The following is a 12,481-nucleotide window of genomic DNA, read 5'->3' as shown; positions in this document are numbered from 1 at the left end:
TCAGCCTCCCACGGTATCCAACGCGCTGCTCAGGTGGTGCCGCACCCGGTCGGGGGTCGACGTCGTCCACCACTGGTCAGGGACTGCATGCCCGAAGATCCGCACTCCGGACGGGGCGAGGATCAGCCCCAGGGAGGCCAGCACTGTCGAGGGCAGGCAATGCACCCGCTGGCCGGGGGCCAAGGACCGCAGCCGCATCTCCACCGGAACGGTGTGCTCCTTCATCCGGATCATCGGATGCGCCGCGATGCGCGCCAGGGTCTCCGGTTCCTCGCGGCGGTGCGGGAAGTAGGCCACCGGACCGTCGTCGGTCATTGAATGCACCCAGTCGACGTAGGGTGCCTCGTCGATCAATCCGTCCGCCGGCATCGCCGAGCCAACGAGCACTGTCGGTTCGTAGACGGTTTCGGGAACGGGTTGCGTATCCAGCCATTCGAACCGGTGGGACTCGAGATGGCCGCCCAGGTCCGCGAAACGCCGTCGTACATCATCGGCAACCGGCAGCGCGGTGAAGACCACCAGCCGGCCGGCGCGCATCAACCGGCGCAAGGTGAACCAGGTGGCCAGTCCCAGGGTGCGTCGCGCCGTCGTCGGAACCACGCGCGGCCGCACGAGTGGAACCGGGCGCTCACTGGCCAGCGACGCCAGCAGGCTCCTGGTCGCCAGGCCGTCGTCGAGCACCACCACTTCGCCGGCCGGCGGATGCAGCATCAACTGGCGTTGCGCGGTCCCGGAGAATGCGTCGCCGATCACCCACCGGTCCATGCCCGGCGTGCGCGGCGACGGGATCCGTGCGGCGCCCGGCGTGAAGCTGACCCCGTCGGGGACCTGGCTCATCAGCGAGCTCAGGGTCGAGGACAAACCGACCGAACCGGACCGCGGGTGGATCACCGTCCGGCGTCCAAACAGTCCGGCTCCGTGCCCTTCGACCGCGCTGAGCAGCTGCAGCGGCGATTCGGCCCACACCACCGCGTGTCCGGAGCGCGGGCGCGCCAGCCCCCGCCCGGGTTCGCACCTGGTGCCTGGCCGCGGGGTCATCATTCCGCGACGGCGGCGAGCGCCCGGCGGCTCAGCCCCCGCATCTTGCGTGGCACCTTGGCCCTCACCCGTGGCGGTATCCGCGATGCCAGCGCCAGCGCGCGGCGTCCGGCGGGCAGTGCTCCGGGCAGGTCCAGCGAGGTCAGCCGGCGCCTCTTGAAGTAGCGCGTCACCTCGGTCTCTGTGGCCGAGTCCAGGAACCCGACGGCATGATCGCGCAGCGAGGCCAGGTTGACCGGTTGCATGCAGTAGGCGACGGCGTCGACCAGTTGCTGCAGCGGAGCCGGGTGCTGTCCGTCCGGTTGCCCGGACGGGGCGCCCTGCCCGGCCGGGGCCCACAGCGAACGGACCAGCAGCGCGTCCACGATGGTGATCGGGACCCGGTTGCTGTTCTCGTACGGGGTGATCCGCTCGAGCAGCAGCGACGTCCCGATGGCCGCGGCATCGATATCGAACACGTAGCGGGCGGTGGCCATGGCGGTGGAGAAGGCACCGATCACCAGGTCCGGCCGGGCCTTGGCCATCACGACCTCGGCCGGGGCCGGCAGGTCGAGCACCACCATGTCCATCCCCAATCGGTTCGCCTCGTCCACCAGGATTTGAGTGGAGGCGCGGCCGGCCGAGGGATGCGGCTTGAAGATACAGGTGCTGATGCCGCGCTCGGCGGCGGTGAGCAGCATGTCGAAGTGGAGTTCAGTCTCCTCTTCGCGGGTGATCAGCCGTAGCTCGGTGAGGTACTGGCCGAGGATCAGGGCCGACGTCGGCGGAGCGGCCACCCGGCCCAGCACGGCATCCAGTTCCGGGTCAGGAGTTTCAGTCATCTGCGTGACCACCGTCCGCAGCGCCGCCGCGGGAATGGCCGTCACCGGCAGCTGGTATTCGCGCAGCAGCTGCGGAGCCAGGCCAGGCACCAGGTCCAGGTACAGCAGTCCGTCCAGTCGCTGGGCAATCTCTGGTGCCAGCGCCTTGCGGGTCGGCCCATAGACCATCAGGCCGTCGGAATGCACCACCAGCGGCGCGGCGGAGAAGATCCTGGACAAGGCAATGCCCGGATTCACGTGCACTGAATCGAGCACCAGCGAGACAGGTTCATCTCCAAGGTCCCAGTGGCTGCGCAGCAGGGTTTGCCACATCCGCAGTTCTTCGTGCTGCGGGCCAAACTGTGGAGGCCGGCGCGGGTAGATCAGGTCTCCCAGATCCAGCACCCGGTCAAAGCGGGCGGCGACCCGGTCGAAGCCGGCGGTGTCCTGCAGCCGCCCGGTGACCTCGGGAACCTGGGAGCTGTTGGCCAGCACCAGGATCCGCTCCTCGCCGGCGTCGCCGGGAAGCAGTCCGGCGTCGTCGGCCGCTGCCAGGGAGAGGCACTGGTACAGAGTCGAAGCGAGCAGCAGTTGTGTCATGCCGCCCTCCCGTTCCGCAGCTGCCGCGGCACCAGCGGCAGCAGCAGCTTCAACCGCCGGTTGTCGACGCCGTGCAACGCAGCGCCGAGAACGTCGGCGGGGATCATCTGCAGCGCCTCGCGCGCGCCGGAGTGGAGGTCGCCGCGCACGTCCGGGCCCATGGACGCCGAACGTCGCAGATGGTGCGACAGCACCGCCAGGAACATGCGGGCTGCCTTGGGCCAAAACCGTCCGGCCTCGGGGTCCATGGCCACCACATCGAATACGAGCCTGAAGGAGGGCAGGAAATCGAGTTGCCGCCGATCGTAGATCGAAGTCAACGACGTCGGCAGCCCCCGCCGGTACAGGATCCCGGGGGAGTCGACGACGGCGTAGGAGCCGGCCTGCAGGTGCAGCCGCCACGCCCAGGCCCGGTCCTCGGCGGTGAAGAGGCCGTCCGGGAACTGCAACAGTCCGTCGTCGGCCATTTTCCGGTCGAAGATCCCGGCCCAGGCGTAGCAGTAGTCCACCATGGTCGCCGTGCTGTCGGGCAGGATGGACTCCCGCGGATCCAGCGCCACATTCCGGCGGGCCTGCGGGGCGCGGTGGGTGGCGCGCGAGGTGCCGGTGCAGCGGATGTGGTCCACCCGCAGGAAATCCACCTGCAACCGGGTGATGCTGTCGGTGAGCGACGTGAAGTGGCCGGGAGCCAGCCAGTCGTCACCGTCCAGGTATGCCAGGTACCGGCCGTCGGCGGCGGCCAGCCCCTGGTTCCGGGCCGTCGCCAGCCCGTGCGGCTCCTCGTTGGTCAGGAGCCGCAGGCCGGGCAGCCGGTTGGCATAGCCGGCGGCGACGTCGCCGGTCCCGTCGGTCGACCCGTCGTCGATCACGATCACCTGCATGGCATGCGGGTCATCGAACTGCCGGGTGAGGCTGGTCAGCGTGTCCGGCAGGTAGTCGAACTGGTCCTTGGCCGGCACGATCACGCTCAGCAGTGGTTGTTCCATGGAATCCAAAGGGTTTGCTGCTTTCGACTCTTGGCTGTTTGTGCCTGTTTGTCTCGGTGTGGCTCGGGTGGCCGGTTACGCGTCGACGCGGCGCAGCCGGGACAGCGGTGCCAGTTCGCCGGGGAAAACCCGCTTTTCGCCGTCGCCCATGGCCTCTTCGAGGATGCGGATGTCGCGGATCAGGTGCTCCAGGCCGGTCGGTTCCAGCGAGGATGCCTGGTCGGATCCCCACATGGTGCGGTCCAGAGTGATGTGGCGTTCGACGGCGACGGCGCCCAGTGCGACGGCGGCCAGTGAGATCTGCAGTCCGCGCTCGTGGCCGGAGTAGCCGACCGGCACGCCGTACCGCTGCTGCAGCGTGGCGATGGTGCGCAGGTTCGCCTCTTCCGGGGGCAGCGGGTAGGTGGAGGTGGAGTGCAGCAGCACCAGGTTGGAGGTGCCCAGGGTTTCCACGGCGGTGTCGATCTGCTCGATGGTGGACATGCCGGTGGAGAGGATGATCGGCTTGCCGGTCTGTTCCAGGGTGCGCAGCAGTTCCAAGTCGGTCACTGACGCGGAGGCGACCTTATGGGTGACAGCACCCATCTCCTCCATGAAGTGCACTGACGGGATGTCCCACGGTGAGGCGAAGCAGTGCAGTCCCAGATTCGCCGCGTGGCTGATCAGCTTCTCGTAGTCAGCGCGGCCGAACTCCATCCGGTGCTTGTAGTCCAGGTAGGTCATTTCGCCCCACGGCGTGGAACGGGGCTTGTCCTTCATGTCGTCCGGGGTGCTGATTTCCGGGGTGCGCTTCTGGAACTTCACCGCCTGCGCGCCGGCCTGGGCAGCGACGTCGATCAGCTGCTTGGCGATTTCGACGTCGCCGTTATGGTTAATGCCGATTTCGCCGATCATGTAGACCGGGCGGCCGGCGCCGATTTCGACGTCGCCGATTGAAGCGGCCGGGCTGTTCGTCGTGGTGATGCTCATATCGTTGCCTTTCCTCGTGCTCTTGGTCGTGCTTGTCGTCCGGACGGGGAGGTCCGGGACCGATTGCAAGTTCTGTTGTGCCGTGACGGCGGGCGTGGCGCTCGGGACGGCGGCGGGCCGCGCCGCCAGCACCCGTTCGCAGGCCTCGCGCACCGCGCCGTTGCCGCCGGAGGCGGTGAGCACCACCCGGGCCGCTGCCAGCACGTCCGGGTGGGCGTCGGCGACGGCGATGGGCCATCCGACCGAACGCATCGCGGCCAGGTCGTTGACGTCGTTGCCCACGAAGGCCGCCCGGGCGGGGTCCAGCCGGCGTCCGGCCAGCCACGCCTGCAGCGCGGACGCCTTGTCGTCGAGGTTCTGCCGGACTTCGATCCTGAGTTTGGTGGCGCGCGCGGTGACCACCGGATTGGCCTCGGTGGACAGGATCAGCTGAGGAACGCCCGCGGTCCGCAGCCGGGCGACCCCCATCCCATCGCGCCTGCTGACCCGCACGTGCTCGGTGCCATCGGCGTCGATCAGTGCCTGATCGTCGGTGTGGACGCCGTCGAAGTCGGTCACCAGCGCGTCGACGGCGATGGGCCAGTCGCTGCCCCTGCCCTGGTCCATCGCGCGTGCCATGTCCAGGTCGGTGGGTGAATCGATCTCGATCGCCGTTTCTTCGGGCACCTGCGCCAGTCCGATCCGGCCGAAGAAGCGGTGCTGGTGGGTGCGCAGGCCGGAGGTGCGCATCACGTAGAAGGCCCCGGTTTCGCGGTACTGCGGTTCCCGGTCCTGGCGGCGGGGGCGGTGCCCTGCGTCGTGGCCGACTGCTGTTGCCGCGCCGTCGTGTTCGGCCCACAGGAAACTGTGGTTGGCGGCGGCAGAGAACACGGCGTCTTCGGCCCCGCTGAGCACGCGTTCGACGGCGGTATCCAGATCGTGGGAGTCGATGAACGGGGAGGTGCACTGCAGCAGGATCGTTACATCCGGGTCCGCGGGTGAGCCGTCGCGGGTGGGGATGGTGTCCAGTGCATGCAACAGGGCCGACTCGGAGCTGGCCACACTTCCGGAGAGCTCTTCGGGCCGGTCGACCACCGTGGCGCCGAAGCGCCGGGCCTCCTGGCGGATCCGCAGATGGTCGGTGCTGACGACGACGTCGGTGACCAGCCGGGCGGCCTGTGCCGCCACGATGGCGCGGGCCAGCAGCGTTTGGCCGCCGACCCGCTGCAGGTTCTTCATCTCGATGCCCTGTGATCCGCCGCGGGCCGGAATGATCGCCGTGACCCGGGCGCCGCCGTTGTGGGTTGCGCGGGGGACGGGACCGTCGTTGGTTCCGGGGCTGGTTGAAGGGTTTGTTGTGCTCACATCCCAAACGCTAGGAAGCGCAGGTTGCCGCGACACGTGCCCCAGGTAACGGGAGGGTGATGTTTAGGTGACAAGTGCCCTGCAGGGGCGCCGCGAACGAGGGCCGGTTAGAGGATTTCGAGCGGCACGGGCGCGGTGGGAGGCGCAAAGGCTGCGTCAAGGAGGTCCAGATCCGCTTCGGACAGTTCGATCCGGAGCGCGGCATGGTTCTGCCTGACGTGCTCCGGACGACCGGACTTCGGAATGGCGACCAGACCGGGGTGGCGCAGTACCCACGCCAGCGCGATCTGCGCGGGTGAGGCGGCGTGCGAATCCGCAACAGTGGTGACGGCGTCGTGGCTAAGCAGCCTGCCTTGTTCGATCGGGGAGTAGGCTATCGGTGTGATGCGGTGCTGCCGTAACCACGGCAGCAGGTCGAATTCCGGTCCGCGCCGCGTGAGGTTGTACAGGATCTGGTTGACCTGCAGTCCGGCTGAATTAAGGGCCGACGGCGGCAGGCGGGTGAGGTCGTCGACGTCGAAATTGCTTACTCCCCAGGCTCCAATGTCGCCGCGCTGTACCAGCGACTCGAAGGCTTCGACCGTTTCCTCCAGCGGATGCGGACCGGGCCAGTGAAGCAGATACAAATCGATCCGGTCGGTGCCCAGCCGGCGCAGGCTGCCATGGCATGCCTCGACAGTGCCTTTGCGTGAGGCGTTGAAGGGCAACACCTTGCTGACCAGGTATGTCTCGTCGCGGCGGCCGGAAACGGCTTCGCCCACCAGCTCCTCGGCTGCGCCATTGCCATACATTTCGGCGGTGTCGATCAACGTCATGCCCAGGTCAAGGCCGGCACGCAATGCATCACGTTCCATGCCCCGGTCCTGCAGCCCTTCGCCCATGTACCACGTGCCCTGCCCGAGCACAGGTACGGCTGTCCCATGCGGCAATTGGACGGTGCGCTCAACGGACATCGGAATCACTCCATCGGATCGGGACTCCCACTGTAGCGGCGCAGGCGCCGGCTGCGCTGGCCGCTACGCTGGGGAATATGCCACCAGCCGGACACGAACGACGCCGGAAGTTGCCGGCCCGCGTCGTGGTGCCGAGCCGGAGTGACACGTGGCTGCGGCGGTTCACCGAGCTGATTGGCGGCCCATTGGGTCGGCGGACGGGCCCGGGAATCGTCGATCCGGGTTTCTTCACCATCGAACGGGTGCTGGTCATCATGACCACCATCGCCGCCGTCGTCGCCATTCTGGCGAAGACCCCATGCCGGGCCGCCGGATGGACCGCCCCCGAGATGTACTACCGGGCCTGCTACTCGGACTGGCCGGTGCTGTTCCACAGCCGGGACATGGGCGAAGGATTCTTCCCGTACTTCAGCGGCGGGTTCGAATATCCGGTGCTGTTAGGCATGATCGCGGGGATCACGGCGTGGCTGGTGCCCGAAACCGGGGAGGCCGCCGGCGCGCTGATTTACTTCGACATCAACGCTTTGTTGATTGTCGGTGCGTGGATCGTCACCGTGCTGGCCACTTCCCGGATGTCGGCCCGGCGCCCCTGGGATGCGGCGATGGTGGCGGTGGCGCCGGGGATCATCCTGGCCGGGACGATCAACTGGGACCTGTGGGCCGTGATGCTCGCTTCCCTGGCCATGCTCGCCTTTGCCCGCAACCAAGTATTGCTGGCCGGCGTGCTGATCGGGCTGGGAACGGCCACCAAGCTGTACCCCGTACTGCTGCTCGGGGCGATCCTGGTCCTTGCGGTCCGGACCGGCAAGTACCGTCCGTTCCTGGCCACCCTCGGCGCGGCGGCCGGCGCCTGGCTGGCGGTGAACCTGCCGGTGGCGTTGATCAACTTCGAAGCCTGGACGTACTTCTTCACGTTCAGCAACGACCGGGCCGCGGGCTATTCGTCCGGCTGGTTTGCCTATAACCTGCTCGCCAAACAGGTGGGCTTGCCGACCATGGACGCCGGCGCCGTCAACGCCGCGGCGCTGGGCCTGTTCGCCCTGGCCTGTATCGCCATCGCGGTGGCAGGACTCGCCGCGCCCCGCCGGCCGCGGATGGCGCAACTGGTGTTCCTGATAGTCGCTGCTTTCATCCTGACCAACAAGGTCTATTCGCCGCAGTTTGTCGTCTGGCTGATCCCCCTGGTGGCGCTGGCATATCCGCGATGGCGGGACTTCCTGCTGTGGCAATTCGTTGAGGTGCTGCATTGGTGGGCCACGTGGCTCTATCTGGCCAAGACGACCGGTGGCGGGGACAGCCAGCAGAACATCGACGAGGCCTATTACGTGATGGCCGTCGTCGCCCACATGGCTGCCCTGCTCTACATAATGGCGCGGGTGCTCCATCACATGTGGTACCCCGAGGAGGACCCGGTGCGGACCCGCGGCGTAGACGACCCTCAAGGCGGTCCGTTCGCCGACGCCGGGGACCGGTTCGTGTGGAAGGATCGGCCCCATCCTCCGGTACGCTTGGCAGAGCCGCCAGAGACCAGAAAGTAGTATGCATGGCCCCCACTTCGCTGCTTGAAACCTCGTTGTTGACCGTCCGGAAGCTGAACGGACCGGAGTTCGAGAACCTCGTTGCCGCGTATCCCGAGGTCGATGTTCCCATTGAGCAGTCGTCCCATTGGCTGAAGACCGAGGAATCAGGTCCGGCCCGCAGATCCTACGGATTATTCGCATATTACGACGACGGCATATTAGTCGCGACGGCGTCACTGATGGTGTTCACGCGGAGGCTGCGGCAGTCGCTGGTGGCCATTAACGGACCCGCCTGGTTTGTGCTGCGCAGCCCGAAAATGGAACGCCGGCTGGTCGAGACCATGAAGGACCAGGCGCGCACGGATCCGGATATCGATCCGCTGTATATCCGCCTGCAGGTGGCCAACCCGCAGATCGGCGTGCACAAGGCGTTGGAAGCCGGGTGGTACGAGCGCGAGATCGTGGTGGACTTGACGCCCACTGAAGATGAACTGCTGAAAAGCTTCAGGGCGAACGCGCGACAGTCCATCCGCAAGGCGACCAAGGCCGGCGTCGACGTGCAGTTCATTGAACCGGAGCACCGCCAGGAGGTCTTCGCCCGCGACCTCTACCCCATCCTCGCTGAAACCGCCGACCGCGCCGACTTCGCCGCCTTTGAAAGCGGCTACTACGAACGGCTGCTCGCCCAACTGCCGGACCTGACCCGGCTGGCGGTGGCGTATCACAACGGTACGGCCGTGAGCTGGCTGATCACCACCGAATACCGCGGCCGGGCGGTGTACTACTTCGCCGGCAGCTCGTTCGCCGCACGGGGTGTGTATGCTCCCTATATTCTGTTGTGGGAAACCTTCCGGGTGCTGAAGGAGGCAGGCAACCGGAGCTGCGGACTGACCGGTATTGTCAGCGAGAGCTACCCGCAGCTGGCCAATGTCACAACCTTCAAGCGGAACTGGTCCAAGAACGAGGTGGACCTGCCCGTGACCTACGATATTCCGCTGGATATCCGAAAATATGCAGTAGTGGGCATGTACCTTAAGGCCCGCCGGGAGGTTATTCCCCGGCTCGTCGAAGGGGCGCGGAAACTCAAGGACGGAGGGATCCGCAAGTTCAAGGGCGGGATCGCCGATGGTGGTTGATGCCGCCGTCGTCGGAGCCGGTCCCAATGGGCTGGCCGCTGCCGTGACGATGGCACGCGCCGGACTGTCCGTGCGGGTGTACGAAGCGGCCGGGACCCCCGGAGGAGGCGCCCGCACCTCTGAATTGATCCAGCCGGGGTATCTCCACGATATATGCTCCGCGGTGCATCCAATGGCGCTGGCCTCGCCGTTCTTCCGGGAGTTCAAACTGGACGAGCGAATCGGGATGTTCGTTCCCGAGGTCTCTTTCGCCCACCCGCTGCCCGATTCCGCCGCTGGAATCGGTTACCGGGACCTGGAACGGACGACGACGGCACTGGGCAGGGATGGCGCGGCCTACCGGGACCTGATGAAACCGCTGGTCGAGCACATCTCCGGCGTCGTCGACCTGACGACCCACGGCCTGATGCGTGTGCCCCGTGATCCGGTGGGCCTGCTGAAGTACGGGTTGCGCAGCCTCGAGCAAGGCTCCGTGTTGCGCACCCGCAGGTTCGAGGAGCAACAGGGGCCGGCCATGATCGCCGGGCTCGCCGGCCACGTCGTCGGACGCCAACCTGCACTGGCCTCCGCCGCCGCCGGGCTGATGCTCGGGGCGCTGTCCCATACGGTGGGGTGGCCGATCCCCACCGGAGGGTCCCAGGCCATTATCGACGCCATGGTCGCTGACCTGGAAGCGCACGGCGGACAGATCGTCACCGGCCACCGCGTCACTTCGCTGGCCGAACTCGGCTCCGCGAGGACCGTGCTGCTCGATGTGGCCGCCCCGCAGCTGGAGGGCCTGGCGGACGGCCGACTGCCCTCCGGTTACGCCGCAGCGCTGCGCAACTTCAAGACCGGAGACGGCGTGTCCAAAGTGGACTTCATCCTCTCCGAAGACGTGCCCTGGGCCGACCCGGACGTCGGACAGGCGGGAACCGTCCACCTGGGTGGCACCCGGCGTCAAGTGGCCATCTCCGAAGCCCAGGTCTCGGGTGGCAAACACCCCGACAATCCGTTCGTGCTGGCCTCGCAGCCGAGCAGCTTCGACCGCTCCCGGCTGCCGCCCGGCTCCCACCGGCAGATCCTGTGGACCTACACCCACGTACCCGCCGGATCCACGCGGGACATGACCGAAGCCGTCACCGCCCAGCTGGAACGATACGCACCCGGGTTCGCCGACGTCGTCGTCGATTCCAAGGCGACAACGGCGGCGGACCTGGAGCGGTACAACCCGAACTACGTCGGCGGGGATTTCAGCGCCGGGAAGATGACAGTGCCCCAGCTGCTGGCCCGGCCCGTTCCCTCGATGAACCCGTGGCGCACCCCGCTGGACGGGGTGTATCTGTGCTCGGCGTCCACTCCGCCGGGCCCGGCCGTGCACGGAATGTGCGGGTACCTTGCCGCCGAACGGGCGCTTAAGGACGTCTTCCGGCTGCCGGTGCCCGACCTGGGGCCGCAATAGATTTCAGCCGGCGGACAGTGCATGTTCATGCTGCGTGCAGGCCGAATTTGTCCGCATGCGAGTGACTGGATGGGTACCCGAAATCTGTCCAGGAGTGATCCATGTCCCGTCCTGCCGCCCAGCGGCCAACGTATGACCGCCGGAACGTCCTCGCGATGATGGGCTCAGGGACGCTTGCCGCCGTTGTCGCCGCGGTCGCCTCCTCACCCAGCCCGGCTTGGGCCAATCCGCGGTTTACGGACAACCCATTCAGCCTTGGCGTCGCCTCCGGAGAACCCTTGCCGGACGGCGTGCTGCTCTGGACGAGGCTGGCGCCCAACCCCCTCGAGCCGGACGGTCGCGGCGGCATGCCGGACAAGAATGTGCCCGTCAACTGGCAGATTGCCGAAGATCCGTCCTTCAAGCGCGTGGTCCGGGCCGGGGCCGAGCGCGCCACCCCGGAACTGGGCCACTCCATCCATGCCGAAGTGAACGGACTGCGACCGGGACGGCAGTACTGGTACCGCTTCCGCGTGGGCCAGGAGATCAGTCCGGTGGGCCGCACCAAGACGGCCCCTGCACCCGGGCAGGCCCTGGCATCAACCACCTTTGCCTTCGGAAGCTGCCAGAACTATCCGGCAGGGTTCTTCACCGCGCACCGCCACCTCGCGCAAGAGGACCTGGACCTGGTGATACACCTCGGCGACTACATCTACGAGGGAGGCGGCAACGGACACATCGGCCGCGCACACGTGCCGGACGCGGAGATCTATTCCCTCGCTGACTACCGGGTGCGGTACGGCCAGTACAAGCAGGATCCGGACTTGCAGGCGGCGCACGCGGCCTTCCCGTGGTTGGTCACCCTTGACGACCACGAAGTGGAGAATAACTGGGCGGGCAGCATTTCGCAGCCGGACAACGAGGCGGACCAGCAAAAGGCAGTCTTCCTGCAACGGCGCGCCGACGCGTTCCAGGCCTTCTACGAAAACCAGCCGCTGAGGCTGGTGTCGCGGCCGAACGGGCCGGACATGCAGCTGTACCGGCGGTTGGCCCTGGGCGATCTCGCCGAAATCAACATGGTCGACACCCGCCAGTACCGGGATGATCAAATCACCAATGAGGCCGACCGCGCCAATCCGGAACGGAGCATGCTTGGGGCCGGCCAGGAACAGTGGCTGCTGAACGGAATGGCAAACTCGACGGCGACGTGGAACATCATGGGTAACCAGGTCTTCGTCATGCAGGCCGACCACACGGCCGGACCGGAAGAACGGCTGGCCCGCGATACCTGGGACGGCTACGCCGCCGCCCGGCAGCGGCTTTTCAACGGGGTGCGGGACAGGGACGTGGACAACTTCGTGATTCTCACCGGCGACGCGCACCGCAGCGTTGCGGCCAATATGAAGATCAACTTCGACGACTTGTCCTCGCCGACCATCGGCACCGAGTTCCTCGGCACTTCGTTGAGTTCCGGTGGTGACGGGGCGCCCATGGATGAGCTGGGGAAAATATGGTTGCAGGAGAACCCGCACATGAAGTTCCACAACGCACAGCGCGGATACGTCCGCTGCCACGTTACACCCACCACTTGGCGGACCGACTACCGGGTGGTTCCCTACGTCACCCGCACCGGTGCCCCGATCCAGACGGCGGCGAGCGTTTACGTGGAGGCCGGGGCTCCCGGTATCGCGCAGGTGGAGTAAGGGCCGAATGAG

9 protein-coding genes and 1 pseudogene are annotated in these 12,481 nt (G+C 67.0%); 4 read left to right on the top strand and 6 right to left on the bottom strand.

Annotated elements, in window-relative coordinates:
* The 6 genes and pseudogenes from H535_RS0116470 to H535_RS0116445 all read right to left on the bottom strand — a co-directional run bounded on the left by H535_RS0116470 (window position 1) and on the right by H535_RS0116445 (window position 6,690).
* Window positions 1-1,038 (bottom strand): hypothetical protein, encoded by a 1,038-nt coding sequence (locus H535_RS0116470; RefSeq protein ID WP_051299443.1) that lies wholly within the window; start codon window positions 1,036-1,038, stop codon window positions 1-3.
* Window positions 1,038-2,438: a polysialyltransferase family glycosyltransferase gene (locus tag H535_RS0116465; protein ID WP_026820409.1), complete on the bottom strand. Its 1,401-nt coding sequence runs from the start codon at window positions 2,436-2,438 to the stop codon at window positions 1,038-1,040. The genes H535_RS0116470 and H535_RS0116465 overlap by 1 nt, the downstream gene beginning before the upstream one ends.
* Window positions 2,435-3,424: a glycosyltransferase family 2 protein gene (locus tag H535_RS0116460; RefSeq protein ID WP_026820408.1), complete on the bottom strand. Its 990-nt coding sequence runs from the start codon at window positions 3,422-3,424 to the stop codon at window positions 2,435-2,437. Before H535_RS0116460 ends, H535_RS0116465 begins: the two co-directional genes overlap by 4 nt.
* 75 nt (window positions 3,425-3,499) lie before the next feature.
* Window positions 3,500-4,393, bottom strand: coding sequence for an N-acetylneuraminate synthase family protein (locus H535_RS29680; protein WP_026820434.1), 894 nt, complete (start codon window positions 4,391-4,393; stop codon window positions 3,500-3,502).
* 180 nt (window positions 4,394-4,573) lie between these two features.
* Window positions 4,574-5,737: pseudogene (locus H535_RS29675) on the bottom strand (cytidylyltransferase domain-containing protein); the annotation flags it as partial.
* A gap of 107 nt (window positions 5,738-5,844) precedes the next feature.
* Window positions 5,845-6,690, bottom strand: a complete 846-nt coding sequence (locus tag H535_RS0116445; protein WP_026820407.1) for an aldo/keto reductase — start codon at window positions 6,688-6,690, stop codon at window positions 5,845-5,847.
* Window positions 6,691-6,767: 77 nt separating this feature from the next.
* Between H535_RS0116445 and H535_RS26135 the strand changes: the two genes are divergently transcribed.
* The 4 genes from H535_RS26135 (at window position 6,768) to H535_RS0116425 (ending at window position 12,469) form a co-directional block, all read left to right on the top strand.
* Complete coding sequence (locus H535_RS26135; protein ID WP_211236615.1) at window positions 6,768-8,228, top strand: glycosyltransferase family 87 protein; 1,461 nt, start codon at window positions 6,768-6,770, stop codon at window positions 8,226-8,228.
* A 5-nt stretch (window positions 8,229-8,233) separates the two neighbouring features.
* The gene (locus H535_RS0116435) at window positions 8,234-9,346 is read left to right on the top strand and encodes a lipid II:glycine glycyltransferase FemX (protein ID WP_026820406.1); all 1,113 of its coding nucleotides are present in this window, start codon (window positions 8,234-8,236) and stop codon (window positions 9,344-9,346) included.
* Window positions 9,339-10,787, top strand: coding sequence for a phytoene desaturase family protein (locus tag H535_RS0116430; RefSeq protein ID WP_026820405.1), 1,449 nt, complete (start codon window positions 9,339-9,341; stop codon window positions 10,785-10,787). The genes H535_RS0116435 and H535_RS0116430 overlap by 8 nt, the downstream gene beginning before the upstream one ends.
* Before the next feature lie 101 nt (window positions 10,788-10,888).
* Complete coding sequence (locus tag H535_RS0116425; protein ID WP_026820404.1) at window positions 10,889-12,469, top strand: alkaline phosphatase D family protein; 1,581 nt, start codon at window positions 10,889-10,891, stop codon at window positions 12,467-12,469.
* Window positions 12,470-12,481: the final 12 nt, after the last annotated feature.

The sequence above is a fragment of the Arthrobacter castelli DSM 16402 genome (genome assembly GCF_000430705.1).
GTDB classification, from domain to species: domain Bacteria; phylum Actinomycetota; class Actinomycetes; order Actinomycetales; family Micrococcaceae; genus Arthrobacter_C; species Arthrobacter_C castelli.
Note: the sequence above shows the minus strand (reverse complement) of the source record. Positions and strands in the feature narration are given on the sequence as shown.